This is a genomic window from Streptomyces sp. NPDC096046 (assembly GCF_040303285.1).
In the GTDB taxonomy this organism is placed as follows: domain Bacteria; phylum Actinomycetota; class Actinomycetes; order Streptomycetales; family Streptomycetaceae; genus Streptomyces.
This window is the reverse complement of the sequence record NZ_JBEOSZ010000035.1, coordinates 22,869-37,022: the sequence shown is the minus strand read 5'-3', so window position 1 is coordinate 37,022 and position 14,154 is coordinate 22,869. Positions and strand designations below refer to the sequence as shown.

At 70.7% G+C, this 14,154-nt stretch carries 15 protein-coding genes and 1 pseudogene; 7 read left to right on the top strand and 9 right to left on the bottom strand.

Annotated elements, in window-relative coordinates:
• Nucleotides 1–7: 7 nt before the first annotated feature.
• From ABTX62_RS26245 to ABTX62_RS26230, 4 genes are all read right to left on the bottom strand, one after another.
• The gene (locus tag ABTX62_RS26245) at nucleotides 8–991 is read right to left on the bottom strand and encodes an iron-siderophore ABC transporter substrate-binding protein (protein ID WP_352118509.1); all 984 of its coding nucleotides are present in this window, start codon (nucleotides 989–991) and stop codon (nucleotides 8–10) included.
• Complete coding sequence (locus tag ABTX62_RS26240; protein ID WP_352118508.1) at nucleotides 988–1,857, bottom strand: ABC transporter ATP-binding protein; 870 nt, start codon at nucleotides 1,855–1,857, stop codon at nucleotides 988–990. Before ABTX62_RS26240 ends, ABTX62_RS26245 begins: the two co-directional genes overlap by 4 nt.
• Nucleotides 1,858–1,947: 90 nt before the next feature.
• Nucleotides 1,948–2,481, bottom strand: coding sequence for a DUF1360 domain-containing protein (locus ABTX62_RS26235; protein ID WP_352118507.1), 534 nt, complete (start codon nucleotides 2,479–2,481; stop codon nucleotides 1,948–1,950).
• Nucleotides 2,474–3,427, bottom strand: coding sequence for a Rieske (2Fe-2S) protein (locus ABTX62_RS26230; protein WP_352118549.1), 954 nt, complete (start codon nucleotides 3,425–3,427; stop codon nucleotides 2,474–2,476). The genes ABTX62_RS26235 and ABTX62_RS26230 overlap by 8 nt, the downstream gene beginning before the upstream one ends.
• 264 nt (nucleotides 3,428–3,691) lie before the next feature.
• Between ABTX62_RS26230 and ABTX62_RS26225 the strand changes: the two are divergent.
• Together ABTX62_RS26225 and ABTX62_RS26220 are read left to right on the top strand one after the other, a co-directional pair.
• Nucleotides 3,692–3,802, top strand: a pseudogene (locus ABTX62_RS26225) (HipA family kinase); the annotation flags it as partial.
• Between the two features lie 776 nt (nucleotides 3,803–4,578).
• A complete protein-coding gene (locus tag ABTX62_RS26220) occupies nucleotides 4,579–5,022 on the top strand; it encodes an SPW repeat protein (RefSeq protein ID WP_352118506.1) in 444 nt (147 codons plus the stop codon).
• Between the two features lie 384 nt (nucleotides 5,023–5,406).
• On the opposite strand, the gene ABTX62_RS26215 is transcribed toward ABTX62_RS26220, so the two are convergent.
• The gene (locus tag ABTX62_RS26215; RefSeq protein ID WP_352118505.1) at nucleotides 5,407–5,880 is read right to left on the bottom strand and encodes a hypothetical protein; all 474 of its coding nucleotides are present in this window, start codon (nucleotides 5,878–5,880) and stop codon (nucleotides 5,407–5,409) included.
• A gap of 25 nt (nucleotides 5,881–5,905) precedes the next feature.
• Nucleotides 5,906–6,193, bottom strand: coding sequence for a hypothetical protein (locus tag ABTX62_RS26210; RefSeq protein WP_352118504.1), 288 nt, complete (start codon nucleotides 6,191–6,193; stop codon nucleotides 5,906–5,908).
• Between the two features lie 228 nt (nucleotides 6,194–6,421).
• Here ABTX62_RS26210 and ABTX62_RS26205 point away from each other — a divergent pair, with 228 nt between their 5' ends.
• From ABTX62_RS26205 to ABTX62_RS26195, 3 genes are read left to right on the top strand one after another with little or no spacing between them, the layout of a single operon-like run.
• Nucleotides 6,422–6,952 carry a tyrosine-type recombinase/integrase gene (locus ABTX62_RS26205; RefSeq protein ID WP_352118503.1) on the top strand — a complete coding sequence of 177 codons (531 nt, stop codon included), beginning with the start codon at nucleotides 6,422–6,424 and terminating at the stop codon, nucleotides 6,950–6,952.
• 27 nt (nucleotides 6,953–6,979) lie between these two features.
• Nucleotides 6,980–7,894, top strand: coding sequence for a HipA family kinase (locus tag ABTX62_RS26200; RefSeq protein WP_352118502.1), 915 nt, complete (start codon nucleotides 6,980–6,982; stop codon nucleotides 7,892–7,894).
• Nucleotides 7,891–8,160, top strand: a complete 270-nt coding sequence (locus tag ABTX62_RS26195) for an Rdx family protein (protein ID WP_190197490.1) — start codon at nucleotides 7,891–7,893, stop codon at nucleotides 8,158–8,160. Before ABTX62_RS26200 ends, ABTX62_RS26195 begins: the two co-directional genes overlap by 4 nt.
• A 16-nt stretch (nucleotides 8,161–8,176) precedes the next feature.
• Here the strand turns inward: ABTX62_RS26195 and aceB are convergent, their stop codons facing one another.
• Both aceB and ABTX62_RS26185 read right to left on the bottom strand, forming a co-directional pair.
• Nucleotides 8,177–9,802 carry a malate synthase A gene (gene aceB, locus ABTX62_RS26190; RefSeq protein ID WP_352118501.1) on the bottom strand — a complete coding sequence of 542 codons (1,626 nt, stop codon included), beginning with the start codon at nucleotides 9,800–9,802 and terminating at the stop codon, nucleotides 8,177–8,179.
• 208 nt (nucleotides 9,803–10,010) lie between these two features.
• Nucleotides 10,011–10,625, bottom strand: a complete 615-nt coding sequence (locus ABTX62_RS26185; protein WP_352118500.1) for a nucleotidyltransferase family protein — start codon at nucleotides 10,623–10,625, stop codon at nucleotides 10,011–10,013.
• 276 nt (nucleotides 10,626–10,901) lie between these two features.
• On the opposite strand from ABTX62_RS26185, the gene ABTX62_RS26180 reads away from it, so the two are divergent.
• Nucleotides 10,902–11,195 (top strand): DUF5955 family protein, encoded by a 294-nt coding sequence (locus ABTX62_RS26180; protein WP_352118548.1) that lies wholly within the window; start codon nucleotides 10,902–10,904, stop codon nucleotides 11,193–11,195.
• 557 nt (nucleotides 11,196–11,752) lie between these two features.
• Here ABTX62_RS26180 and ABTX62_RS26175 read toward each other — a convergent pair.
• Nucleotides 11,753–12,550 (bottom strand): IclR family transcriptional regulator, encoded by a 798-nt coding sequence (locus ABTX62_RS26175; RefSeq protein WP_352118499.1) that lies wholly within the window; start codon nucleotides 12,548–12,550, stop codon nucleotides 11,753–11,755.
• A gap of 238 nt (nucleotides 12,551–12,788) precedes the next feature.
• On the opposite strand from ABTX62_RS26175, the gene allB reads away from it, so the two are divergent.
• Entirely contained in the window at nucleotides 12,789–14,129 is a 1,341-nt protein-coding gene (gene allB / locus ABTX62_RS26170) for an allantoinase AllB (RefSeq protein ID WP_352118498.1), read from the top strand.
• Nucleotides 14,130–14,154: the final 25 nt, after the last annotated feature.

The following is a 14,154-nucleotide window of genomic DNA, read 5'->3' as shown; positions in this document are numbered from 1 at the left end:
ACCGGCGCTACTTCGTCAGCGCGCCGACGAGGGCGTCGATGTACGCCTCCATCGACCGGGGACCGCCGAACATCCAGATGCCGTCGGGCAGCCGGTGCACCCGGTCCGCCTTCACGAACGGCAGGGAGGTCCACACGGCGTTCTTCTTCAGCTGCCCGGAGAACGGGTTGCTCGACTTGTCGTCGTCGTTGCCTATGTAGGCGAACCGCACGTCCTCCGGCAGGGCGGTGAGGCCCTCGACGTCGGTGGTGCCCAGACCGTAGGCCGGGTCGCCCTTGACCTTCCAGGCGTTCTTCAGGCCGAGCCGCTCGTTGACGGCGCCGATCAGGGAACCGCTGGTGAACGGGCGCAGGGACACCTGGTTGGAGGTGACGTAGCCGTCGGCGAAGGCGATGCCGCTGCCGTCCAGCTCGGCGTCGGCGAGGGCCTTCTTGCCCTCGGCGACCTTGGCCTCGAAGTTCTTCCGGGCCGTCTCGGCCTGGTCGGTGGTGCCGGTGGCCTCGGCGATCAGGTCGAGGTTCTGGAACATCTGCCCGATCTGGTCGGAGGCGTCGGCGGACTTCACCTCCAGCACCGGGGCGATCTTCCGTAGCTGCTTCACGGCCGCGTCCGGCAGGTCGGAGCTGGCCACGATGAGGTCGGGGGAGAGCGAGGCGACGGTGTCCATGCTCGGCTCGCCGCGCGTGCCGATGTCCTTCGGCTCGTTCTTCAGCGGAACGGCGCTGTCCCAGGTCTTGTATCCCTTGACGTCGGCGACGCCCACGGGGTCGACGCCGAGGGTGATGAGGCTCTCGACCTCGTTCCACTCGGTGGCGACGACCTTCTTGGCGGGGCCGTCGAGTTCGACCTTCGCGCCGGTGGAGTCGGTGAGGCTGATGGCCTCGGAGGTCTTCTTCTTCGGGCTGTCGGCGGCCGGCTCGGTGGTGCCGCAGGCGGCGAGGGTGAGCGCCGCGGCGGTGGTGGTGGCCGTGGTGAGCAGGAGACGTCTCATGAGGTGGTGCCGAGCCTTTCGCTTGTGGTGGTGCGGGTGTGGTGCCGGCCGATCGGGCGGGTCCGTAGCCGGCCGGTGTGGGGGTCTGTGTCGACGTCGATCCGGATGCCGTAGACGGCGGTCAGCCGCTGGGGGGTCAGGACCTCCTCGGGCCGGCCGTCGGCGACGATCCGGCCCGCTTCGAGCAGCGTGATCCGGTCGGCGATGGCCGCCGCCTGGTCGAGGTCGTGCAGCACGACCCCGACGGCGATCCCGTGGTCGTCCGCGAGGTCGCGGACGAGGTCGAGGAGTTCGATCTGGTAGCGCAGGTCGAGATAGGTCGTCGGCTCGTCCAGCAGCAGCACGCCGGTCTCCTGAGCGAGACAGCTCGCGAGCCACACGCGCTGCAACTGCCCGCCGGACAGATGGTCGGCGCCCCGCTCGGCGAGGTCCGTCACCCCGGTGAGGGCGAGCGCCCGCTCGACGGCGGCCGGGGCGTCCGGATCCGGGCGGCCGAAGCGTCCCCGGTAGGGGTAGCGGCCGAACTCGACGAGATCCCGTACGGTCAGTCCGCTCGGCGTGGGGCGCCCCTGCGTCAGCAGGGCCACGTACCGCGCGAACTCCCGGGCGGTCAGGGCGAGACCGTCGGTGCCGGTGTCGATCCTGAGCTCGGCCCGGCGGGCCCGCTGCAGCCGGGCGATCGTCCGCAGCAGCGTCGACTTCCCGCTGCCGTTGGGGCCGACCAGGACGGTCACCTCACCGGGCCGCAGCGTGATGGCCGCGTCGTGCACGACGTCGGCGCCGTCGTACGACACGGTCACGCCGGTGGCCGAGAGTTGATGCCCGCGCAGACGCGTCGCGCCGGCCGTTTCTTCACCTGATCTCACGCGGCGAAGGTTAGCCTAACCTAATATCGCCTTGACGAGGGGGTGCGGCGTACGGGCCGGACCCCGGGCTCCGGCCCGGGGTCCGGTCGTTCAGTCGCCGGTCGTCTTGTCCATCAGCGCGCTGTACGCCAGCTGCAGCGTGTCCGCCCCGGCCAGGGCGGCGAGTGTGCCCATGGCCGTGCGGGTCGCCCGGGGCCAGAGCAACTGGCCGGCGGTCAGCGTCGAGGCGACCCAGACACTCATGCAGAACGGGCACGTCGCGAGTTCGCCGACGGTGTGCTTGCCCTGCTCGGGCTGTGCCTCCTCGTGCAGCTCGGCGGGGCCCTGCGGCCCGACGTACCGGGTGAAGGGCGCCCGCAGCGGACTGGTCACCGCCGCCTTGCTGAGCAGCCTGCTGAGCCGGAAGGTGGCCACCGACGTCAGCACCACGTCCCACGGCTCGGGCCGCTCGGGCACCGGGCGCCCGCTGCGCCGCACCACCGTGGTCCAGGCCGCCGTGTACGCCGCGAAGCCCGCCATGGCCGCGAGGTAGCCGCCCAGTGGACGTTCGTGCCCGGCCGCGTACGCGCGGCCCGTGCGCCTGAGCGCGCCGTGCAGTCGGCGCGCGATGCGGTTGTCAGCCATGGTCGCCGTGCCCATGGGCGGCCCCCGTTCCCGTGGTGTCGCCCCGCCCGGCCGGTTTCCGTCCGTTCCCCGAGGCCTTCCCGCCGTTCTGATGACGCAGGCGCACCTCGACATGGCCCCCGGTGATCCGTGTCTCGAAGGAGGGCTGGGGTGCGGTGGCCGGTCCGCGTACGTTCCAGCCGTCGGAGAGCCGGAAGACGCTGCCGTGCCAGGGGCACCGGACACACCCGTCGGCGACGGTGCCCTCGGACAGCGGTCCCGCGAGGTGGCTGCACCGCTCGGCCAGCGCGTGGATCTCCCCGCCGGTCTCGCGCACCACCAGCACCGGCACGTCGTCCACGCTGCGCCGCACCGGCTCACCGGCCGGGAACTCGTCGACGGTTCCGATCCGGTGCCAGCCCGCGGAGACGACGTTCGGGACCTCTTCGGCGTGATTGGCGCCGGAGGCCTGCCGGTAGGCGAGGTGGCCGCCCAGCATGCCGCCGAGCCCCACCGCCGTCAGTCCCAGGAAGCCGTACGTCCGGCCCGCTCCCTCGCGTCCCTTGGCCCGACAGGCCAGCGAGGCGGCGTACAGACCCACGGCCGCCGTGTTGGACAGGGCGTGCACCAGCCCGACCCGCTGCTGGCGGGGGTGCAGCTCCGCCCAGTCCACCCAGCCGGAGACGGCCGCGGGGGCCGCCGCGCCCAGCCCGACCCCGATCAGCAGCCGCGACTCGCGGGAGCGGCCGGGGGACAGGTCCAGGACCGCCGCCGACAGCCAGCTCCCTATCGGCACCTGCACCAGCAGCGGGTGCACCGGGTGTCCCAGCCACCTGCCGTGCAGCAGGTCCCGGCCGCGCCCCAGGGGCAGGGCCCGCACGCCCTTGCGGAGCGTGTCGATCACCGCGTCGGCCCTGGGCTCGTGTTCCAGGCGGTCCAGCAACCACAGGATCCGGTTCTGCCGCATCACGCGGCGTGGTGGGGTTGCGCTCATGTTGGGCCGGGTCCCCACCGGCACCGACGGCAAACGGCACGGCGGTGCCGAAGAAGAATGATCGGATCGTCGTGCCCCCGGCCCGCCGCGCGGACCGGGGGCCCGCCGCGCGGACCGGGGGCCCGCCGCGCGGACCGGCGGCGGTACGGCCCGGGCCCGGCCCCGAGGCCCTTCGCCCGCGGTCACGCCTGGTTACCATGGCCCCTTCGGACCCTGCCCTCCGTGGAGCCCTGGACCATGCTGAGAGAGGTCACCGCGACCCGCTACATCGAGCCCCTGCGCTCCGGCGGCTCCGTCCCCGGAATCGTCGAGGCCGACGACCTCGGCACCTACGTCGTGAAGTTGTCCACCCAGCGACGCTGACCTGCGGTGATGCGGCTGTCCCCGTGCCTGACCTGCGGTGATGATTCTTTCAGCGTCTTTCATGTGCGCGCCGTGTTATGCGGCCGAGACTCCCCACGCGCTCCCCAGCAGCCCGGATACTCCCCAGATCCTCCCCAGGGGTGTCGACGCTCCGGGCGGCGGTGACGAGCGCAATCACCGTTGCAGGGCCACGTGAGTGACTGCAGTTGGGGCTGGGCGATGCACCGAGCCCGTCCTGTTCTGGTCAGTTGTCCCGGAAGAGACCAGCGGACGCGGTGGCCTGCGGCGATATGTGGTTGCAGGTCGCTGACCTGCACGAATGGCCTTTCGGATGTTTCACGCTCGTCCCCGTTGATGCAGCCGAAAGTCCCGGAAAAGTCCCAGGGAACTCCCACTGCCCGCAGCCACTCTTTCGGCTCCATGCAGCGTGCAGGCGCGGTGTGGGCTGATGTTCGCGCATCGGTGGTCGGCCCTGAACGAACGGCAACGCGCGCTTCTCGAACGGCTAGCGGCCGGTGCATCTGCATGCCCTCGGTCAGTTCGGCACCCTTGACCAGCTGCTGGGTGGTGGTGCTGCGGGTCCAGCCGTTTTTTCTGCAGTGGGTGACCAAAACCTACGGGACGGAAGCTGCTCCAGTGGCGTCCTCGCACTCGGGCAGTCCGGCGATGGTTATCCCGTGGCCGCGGGGTACTCGATCTCGCGTAATAGACATAACGGGCAATCCGGAGGTAGCGGAATGGCGACCCACTCCCAATCGGACATGGAAACGCATCCCGACATTCGCGCGATGCGCAGCAGGCACGAGATGGCCGAGCGTGTTGCGACGACCCCAAGGGCACAAGCCGTCGAGACCATGGCCCTGATCACGGGCCTCTACCTGGCGGCCTCACCGTGGATCGCGGGTTTCAATGACTTCTCCACCCTGGCGGTCAACAATCTGATCGTCGGCATCGCCTTCGCCCTGATCATGAGCGGAGGCTTCGGCCGGGCGTACGAGCGCTCGCACAGCATGGCGTGGGCTGCTTGTGCGCTCAGTGTGTGGACGATCGTCGCGCCCTGGGTTGTGGCAGGTGATGTCAGTACTACCAGGACCATAGTCAACAACATCATCGTGGGAGTCGTCGCGCTGATGCTGGCCCTCATGGCCGCCGCAGCCGCCCGCCCGGTGGACAAGTCATCCACCGACCGTTCGTCCCACGCGTAGATGATCAACTCCCTCCGCAGGCCGGGGCACTCATCGCGGTGCCCCGGCTCCGATCAGCGCAGAAGGGGAAATGGAGCGCTGAGCCAGTCGGAGATCAAAGTCCATACGTTTGCGATGGGTCTGGCCGTGCAAGAAGCAGCCGGTCGATCGTGAGTTCCGTTCCGAAGTCCTGGACTCTCGACCGCGACTGCCGCCGGGCAGCAAAGATGCCCGATGAGCCGGGCTTCGTGCCAAGGGGGACCGGTCCGGGTCATGGTCCGCCGCTGTCTCGCCGCGGGTCTGCCCGCTGCATGGGTCACCGCCGATGTCCCTCCCCGCGTAGCGTGAAGACCGTGACTGCAGGGGAAGTTGGGAGTGTCAATCCCCTCGCAGCGTGGACACGATCTATGCGGCCAGTCCCTCGGCGAGGGTGGCCCGGTACTCGCGTTCATAGTCGATCGGGCTTTTGAACCCGCACACGCTGTGTAGCCGCCTGGTGTTGTAGAAGTCGGTGATCCAGGTGGCGATCTTGATGCGTGCCTCGGTGCGGGTGCGGAAGGTGTGCCGGTGGACGTCGCCGTCACGTTCACGCCTGGCGAGCGCATGTAGCACGGCCTGATCGCCGTGCCGGTCACGGGCGGCTGCGACAAGGACATCGACTGCAATGGCGAGCGTGGCTTCGGGTGTCTGGCAGCGAGCGCCCACGCTCAGAACCAGGTCATCAAGGTGCACCGCCAATTCGACGCATCGGGTTTGGAGGTAGCCATCGAGCAGCATTTCCTCCCCAGGCCGGTGGAGGATGGCCACTCGCCGATCGGCTGGCTCTTGGCCCAGTCGTTGTACCAGCCTTTGCCATGCAGCGCGCGCCTGCTCAGCCACGGCGGCGGGGCCGGCGGCTGCCGTCTCATCGCTCCGCGCGCACGCCGACGTTGAGTGCGGAGTCCGGCAAAGACGTGCCGACGAGCCGCGCGTCGTAGCGCATTGGCGATACTGGCTCCGTGCCGACTATCTCGCCGTCGAGAAACCATTCGACCTGCAGGACGCTGCGCGCAAGGTGACCGGCCAGTCCACCCACCGTCATCCCCGGCAGCACTGACTCCTTGTCCCAGTAGCGCGCCACCTCTTCCGTGGCCAGCAGGTGCACAGCCCGCTCGGCGCCCAGCAGGTATGCCTTGCGTATCTCCTTAGTCATGCGAGGCATCTTGCCCGCACCGGCTTCACATCGTCCCGCATCTGGGCGACCTCCCGCTCAGGAACGTCACGGCGGCGGAACTCCGCACATACATCGCCACGTTGGAGGCGACAGTCTCCTCGGTCGACTACCGGCGCGGCATCCTGTCCGAGCTGTCCAACATTCTGCAGGCGGCCGTCGATGACAAACGGCTCCTCACAACCCCATGCACGCGAAGTCCGCCTCTCGGTGGCTGAGGAGCTGAAGTGTCACGTCGAAGCGTTCCCGCCAGTGGAGGTGGAGCTTCCGTGGGGAAAGCCGGACGCGGACAAGCAGCGGAAGAAGTTCTCCCTCCCGCTCACTGCGCGATTCGGCAACGCCGTGGCGGTCAACACGTGGAACACCGACACCTGGAAACCGGCGTTGGCCAAGGCCGGCATCATCCCGCCGCGTGCGGAGGGCGCGAAGGACTGGCAGTGGGAGGCTGCGCCGAAGGATGGCTTCCACGTGCTGCGGCACACCTATGCCTCGATCATGCTGGAGGCGGGGGAGTCCGTAGTGACGCTGGCGCGATGGCTCGGCCACTCCTCCCCGGCTGTCACGCTTGGTTACTATGCTCACTTCAGCCGAAGGCCGGAAGCAAGGGCCGCACCGCCATCGACGGACTGCTGGGGAGGCAGAGTGACGAGCATGCCAGCCGAAACTCCCCAGATTCTCCCCAGGGCTGATCGGGGAGGTTTTCCCGGATCGCGCCGCGTTGGAGCTCGCTGTGAAATCTAAGGAATTCAAGACGCGGAGCCTTGGAAGATGCTGAGAGATGTTACCGCGACCCGCTACATCGAGCCCCTGCGCTCCGGCGGCTCCGTCCCCGGAATCGTCGAGGCCGACGACCTCGGCACCTACGTCGTGAAATTCACCGGCTCCGCACAGGGCCGCAAAGCGCTCGTCGCCGAGGTGGTCGTGGGGGAACTGGCCCGGGCCCTCGGGCTGCGCTTCCCGGAGCTGGTCCTGGTGCACTTCGACCCGGCGATCGCGGAGCACGAACCGCACCAGGAGGTGCGGGGCCTGCACGCGGCCAGCGCGGGCCTCAACCTCGGTATGGACCACCTGCCGGGCGCCCGGGACTTCACCCCGGAGATCGCCCGGGTCTTCCCCGTCGACCCGCTGGAGGCGGGGAGGGTCGTCTGGCTCGACGCCCTGACCGTCAACGTCGACCGCACGGTGCACAGTTCGAACCTCATGGTGTGGCCCACCCTCGGCGTCGCACCCCCGCGCCTGTGGCTGATCGACCACGGCGCCGCCCTGGTCTTCCATCACCGCTGGGACGCGAGCGACCCACGCAAGGCCTACGACTTCCGGCACCACGCCCTGGGCCACTACGGGCCCGACGTCCGGGCCGCCGACGCCGAGCTGGCCCCCCGCGTCACCGAGGAACTGCTGCGGCGGATCCTCGCGGAGGTCCCGGACGCCTGGCTCGCCGCCGAGCCGGGCTTCGCCACCGCCGACGAGGTACGCGAGGCGTACGTGACCTACCTCCGCGCCCGCGCGCAGGCCTCCGGGGACTGGCTGCCCACCGGCTTCCCCACCCGGGAGGAGCTCGCCGCAGAGGAGGCCCTCCGGGCGGCGAGGAACCAGCAGGAACGCCCGGCGTGGCTCAAGCAGGTGCCCGATCTGCACGGCAAGCCCGCGGCCCGGCAGGATTGGTCGGTGCACCTCGGATGAGCGGACGTGTCGAGATCGAGTACTGCACCCGGTGCCGCTGGCTGCCCCGCGCGGCCTGGCTGGCGCAGGAACTGCTCACGACCTTCGAGGCGGAGCTGACGGAACTCGCCCTGAAACCGGGCACGGGCGGGGTGTTCGTCGTCCGCGTGGGCGACGAGGTCGTCTGGGACCGGCGCGAGCAGGGCTTCCCGGAGCCGACGGCCGTGAAGAAGGCCGTACGCGACCGAGTGGCCCCGGGCAAGACCCTGGGCCACTCGGAACGCTAGCGGTTCGGCCGCGCGGTCAGCCCTTGAGCTGCTCGTACGCCGGGAGCGTCAGGAAGTCGGCGTAGTCCTCGTCGAGGGACACCTTCAGCAGCAGGTCGTGCGCCTGCTGCCAGTTGCCGGCCGCGAAGGCCTCCTCGCCGATCTCCGCCCTGATGCCGGCGAGTTCCCCGGCGGCGACCTCGCGGGCCAGCTCGGCGGTGACCTGCTCGCCGTTGTCGAGGACGACTTCCGCGTTGATCCACTGCCAGATCTGGGAGCGGGAGATCTCGGCGGTGGCCGCGTCCTCCATCAGGTTGAAGATGGCGACCGCGCCGAGCCCGCGCAGCCAGGCCTCGATGTAGCGGATGCCGACCTGCACGGCGTTGACCAGGCCCGCGTACGTGGGTTTGGCGTCCAGCGAGTCGATCGCGATCAGGTCGGCCGCCTCGACGTCGACGTCCTCGCGCAGCCGGTCCTTCTGGTGGGGCTTGTCGCCGAGGACCTTGTCGAAGGACTCCATGGCGATCGGGACCAGGTCGGGGTGGGCGACCCAGGAGCCGTCGAAACCGTCGTTCGCCTCACGGTCCTTGTCGGCGCGGACCTTCTCGAAGGCGACCTTGTTGACCTCGGCGTCCCGGCGCGAGGGGATGAACGCCGCCATGCCGCCGATGGCGTGCGCGCCGCGCTTGTGACAGGTGCGCACGAGGAGTTCGGTGTAGGCGCGCATGAACGGGGCCGTCATCGTCACCGCGTTGCGGTCCGGCAGGACGAACCTCGCTCCGCCGTCACGGAAGTTCTTGACGATGGAGAACAGGTAGTCCCAGCGGCCGGCGTTCAGCCCGGAGGCGTGGTCGCGCAGCTCGTAGAGGATCTCCTCCATCTCGTATGCGGCGGTGATCGTCTCGATGAGGACGGTCGCGCGGACGGTGCCCTGCGGGATGCCGCAGTACTCCTGCGCGAAGACGAACACCTCGTTCCAGAGGCGGGCCTCCAGGTGGGACTCCGTCTTCGGGAGGTAGAAGTACGGGCCCTTGCCGAGGTCCAGCAGGCGCTGGGCGTTGTGGAAGAAGTACAGGCCGAAGTCGACGAGGGCGCCGGGCACGGGGGTGCCGTCGGCGTCGACGAGGTGACGCTCGTTCAGGTGCCAGCCGCGCGGGCGCATCACCACCGTGGCGAGCTCCTCGTCCGCCTTCAGGGCGTACGACTTGCCGGACCCCGGGTCGGTGAAGTCGATGTTCCGGGTATAGGCGTCGCTCAGGTTGACCTGGCCCAGGACCACGTTCTCCCAGGTGGGCGCGGAGGCGTCCTCGAAGTCCGCGAGCCACACCCTGGCGCCCGAGTTGAGGGCGTTGACGGTCATCTTGCGGTCGGTGGGGCCGGTGATCTCGACCCGGCGGTCGTTCAGGGCGTCCGGGGCCGGGGCGACCTTCCAGGAGTCGTCGGCGCGGACGGCGGCGGTCTCCGGGAGGAAGTCGAGGGTGCAGGTGCGGGCGATCTCGGCGCGGCGCTCGGCGCGGCGGGCCAGGAGTTCGTCCCGCCGGGGCGTGAACCGCCGGTGCAGCTCGGCGACGAAGGCGAGCGCCGCTTCGGTGAGGACCTCCTCCTGCCGGGGCAGGGGCTCGGCGTCGACGATGGCCAGCGGGGACGGCGCTGGAGCGGACATGAACGGTCACTTCCTTCAGCGAGCTGTGAAGACGATCCGGCGTGCTCGGCACCGGGTGCCAGTCTTCCCGGACACGGCGTTCGGCGCCCGCGGAGCCGTCGGGCGCTTCTGATCAGTGGATACTAGTTTCCTCATAGTGGAAGTTCAATCATTTGTTGATGTCGAGAATCTCTGAGTCGAGGCAAGGTGGCGCTCCGTGCCACCCCGCTCACTCCAGGTGGGCCAGATCGGCTTCGGTGTCGATGTCGAAGGGCCGGGCGACGTCCCCGCACTCGACGAGGGCGATCGCCCGCCGGTGCTCCGCCAGGTAGGCCCGTGCCCCCCGGTCGCCGGTCGCGGTCGCGGCGATGCCCGGCCAGTGGGCGGCGCCGAACAGCACCGGATGGCCCCGCACGCCGTCGTACGCGGCCGACGCGAGGGACGCCTCGCCCTCGTACGCCGCGAGGACCCGGGCCACCGCCTCCGGTCCGATGCCGGGCTGGTCGACGAGCGACACCAGCGCGGCCCGGGCGCCCGTGCCGGCGAGCGAGCCGAGCCCGGCGCGCAGCGATGTCCCCATGCCCTGCTCCCAGTCGGGGTTGTCGACCAGGACGCAGCCCGGCAGTGCGGCGCGTGCGCGCACGGCGTCGGCCTGTGCGCCCAGTACGACGTGGACGGTCGCACAGCCGCCCTCCCGCAGGATCCGCACCGCGTGCTCCACGAGCGGCCGTCCCCGGTGGGGAAGCAGCGCCTTGGGCCGTCCGCCGAGCCGCCGCCCGCCCCCGGCGGCGAGCAGCAGACCCGCGACCCCCCGCGCCCCGTCCGTCGTCTCCCGTGTCGTCATGACCCCTGCATACCCCACGCCCCGCACGCGGGTGCGACGGCACGGGGTGCGGATCGGACAGGCGTGCGCCTCGGGCCAGAAAGTCACTCAGCGAAACAAGTCGATGACGCAATGGACTGGCGCCTGATGGCCCGCGTCGTTTACTGTCCCCGCACCGACCGGCCGGGGTGCCCGGCCGGCCGGTGCGGGGGACTTCGTAGGGGAAGGGCACGCGCACGGCGAGGTGCGAGGGGGAGGACTGTGTTGTGGAGCGTGGAGCAGAAGCGGCAGGGGTCTGTGACGGGCGGCGACGAGGACCCGCGCGTGACGGAGCTCTCCTGCGCCGTGTCCCGGTTGCGCCGCCGACTGGCCGCCCATCCCGGCGACTTCGCCGACCGGAGCATCGCCGAGGAGGAACTGGCCGCCCTGGCCGCCCTGGCCGCGGACGGCCTCCCCGAGATCCGCCGGCTGCGCCGCTCCCTGCTGCTGATCGCGGGGGCGATCGGCTCGGTGAGCGCGCTCTCCGCGGAGCTGACGGAGGTCCGGCGGGCGGTGGATCTCTTCGGAGGGCCGATGCGGGGCCAGGGCTAGGGGGCTTCTGATGGATCTCCGCGGCGTCACGACGCCCGGCACGCACGCTCGCCGCACGCCGTGAACGGACAGGTGGCTCCGCCACATGACCGTTCACGGCGCACGCCGATCGCACGCACCGAACGCCGCTCCTTCTTCCACGTAGTTCCATCAGAAGCCCTCTAGGGCCTGCCGTTCGGCTCAGGCCGGCATGACTGGCGGCTCGACTCGGTTCCTGCCGGCCGACGCGAGTGGGGCCCGGTGCGTCCGGCTGCAGGGCGGAGGTGGGCGCCGACGCGATGGGGCCCCTGCTCGACGAGCGGCGTCGAAGCCCGGGGAAGTCGGCAACCGGCGACAGCGCCGCAGAGGGGCGTGCCAGGTCCCGCGACGCCGGGCTGACGCGGACGGCAGGGCCGGGGAGCGATCACCGCCCCGGGTCCCGTCGGCGCCCCGCACGGGCGACGGCAGGGCCGGGGAGCGTTCACCGCCCCGGGTCCCGTCGGCGCCCCGCACGGGCGTCGGCCGCCTCGCCGCCGGGAAACGGCTCCGCGAGGCCGGAGCCTCGCGGTCTGCCGCCGCTACGCGGGGTTCTGGCTGGCGAGCGCCACGGAGAGCTCCCCGGCGACCTGCTGGAGCACCGGCACGATCCTGTCCGTCGCTACCTCCGTGACCCGGCCCGCCGGGCCGGAGATGGAGATGGCCGCGGCGGTGGGGGAGTCGGGCACCGGGACCGCGAGGCAACGGACCCCGATCTCCTGCTCGTTGTCGTCGACGGCGTAGCCTTGCCGGCGCACGTCCTCCAGCGCCGCGAGGAACCCGTCGGCCGTCGTGATCGTCTTCTCCGTCGCGGCCGGCATGCCCGTACGGGACAGCAGCGCCCGTACCTCCTCCGGAGGGAAACCGGCGAGCAGGGCCTTGCCCACGCCCGTGGAATGAGGCAGCACGCGCCGGCCGACCTCCGTGAACATGCGCATCGAGTGCTTCGAGGGCACCTGCGCCACGTAGACGATCTCGTCCCCGTCCAGCAGCGCCATGTTCGCCGTCTCGCCGGTCTCCTCGACGAGTCGCGCGAGGTACGGCCGCGCCCAGGTGCCCAACAACCGGGAGGCCGACTCGCCGAGGCGGATCAGGCGCGGGCCGAGCGCGTACCGCCGGTTCGGCTGCTGACGTACGTACCCGCAGGCCACCAGCGTGCGCATCAGCCGGTGGATGGTCGGCAGGGGCAGCCCGCTGCTCGCGGACAGCTCGCTCAGGCCGACCTCGCCGCCCGCGTCCGCCATCCGTTCGAGCAGGTCGAAGGCGCGCTCCAGGGACTGGACGCCGCCGTTGGCGGAGGACCGGGCGGAGTCGGTGGTGCTGGCGCTGGACGTCGGCACGGCGCGTTCCTTTCGGGGCGGGCGGGAAGGGCAGAAGCCTACCCGGCAGTCGGTTGACTCCCCGCTTGGACGTAGTTACGTTCTGCTTGCTGGAATTTTAATTCCGCTTTGTGGAAACGTCCAGAGGTGTTCGCATGGAAGGCGCCGCGGTCCAGTGTGCCCTTGACGGCGCGGGAGAGGGAGTGAAGACTCCTTCAACAGAAAGTTGAATTCCGTTACGCGGAAGTAAGGGGTTCGGGTGTCCGACGCTGAACTGGTGCTGCGCTCGACGCGCGTCATCACTCCCGAGGGAACGCGGGCCGCGTCCGTGGCGGTGGCCGGCGGCAGGATCACGGCCGTCCTCCCGCACGACGCGCCCGTACCGGAGGCCACCCGCCTGGAGGACCTGGGCGACCACGTGCTGCTGCCCGGCCTCGTCGACACGCACGTACACGTCAACGACCCCGGCCGCACCGAGTGGGAGGGCTTCTGGACGGCCACCCGCGCCGCGGCGGCCGGCGGCATCACGACCCTCGTCGACATGCCCCTCAACTCCCTCCCGCCGACCACGACCGTCCCGCACCTGCGGACCAAGCAGCAGGTGGCCGCCGACAAGGCGCACATCGACGTCGGTTTCTGGGGCGGCGCCCTGCCCGACAACGTCAAGGAGCTCCGCCCGCTGCACGAAGCGGGCGTGTTCGGCTTCAAGGCGTTCCTGTCGCCGTCCGGCGTGGAGGAGTTCCCGCACCTGGAGCGGGAGTCCCTGGCCCGCGCCATGGCCGAGATCGCCGCCTTCGACGGACTGCTCATCGTGCACGCCGAGGACCCCCGCCGACTCGCCTCCGCCCCGCAGCAGCCCGGCCCCAGGTACGCCGACTTCCTCGCCTCCCGCCCCCGGGACGCCGAGGACACCGCCATCGCCCAGCTCATCCGTGAGGCGAAGGCCCTCCACGCGCGCGTGCACGTCCTGCACCTGTCCTCCAGCGACGCCCTGCCGATGATCGCGCGGGCGCGGGCGGAGGGCGTTCGCATCACCGTGGAGACCTGCCCCCACTACCTGACCCTCACCGCCGAGGAAGTCCCCGACGGTGCCAGCGAGTTCAAGTGCTGCCCGCCCATCCGCGAGGCCGCCAACCAGGACCTGCTCTGGCAGGCACTCGCCGACGGCACCGTCGACTGCGTCGTCACCGACCACTCCCCGTCCACGGCCGACCTGAAGACCGACGACTTCGCGACGGCCTGGGGCGGGATCTCCGGACTCCAGCTGAGCCTGGCGGCCGTGTGGACCGAGGCACGCGAGCGGGGGCACGGCCTGGAGGACGTGGTCCGCTGGATGTCGACGCGCACGTCCGCACTCGTCGGGCTCGACGACCGCAAGGGCGCCATCGCGGTGGGCCGCGACGCCGACTTCGCCGTCCTCGCCCCCGACGAGACCTTCACCGTCGACCCGGCGGCCCTCCAGCACCGCAACCACGTCACCGCGTACGCGGGCAGGACCCTGCACGGCGTCGTGAAGTCCACCTGGCTGCGCGGACAGCGGATCGTCGCGGACGGCGCGTTCACCGAGCCGAAGGGGCAGCTCCTCACCCGGACCCACTGACCACCATCCCGGACCTCGAAAGGCA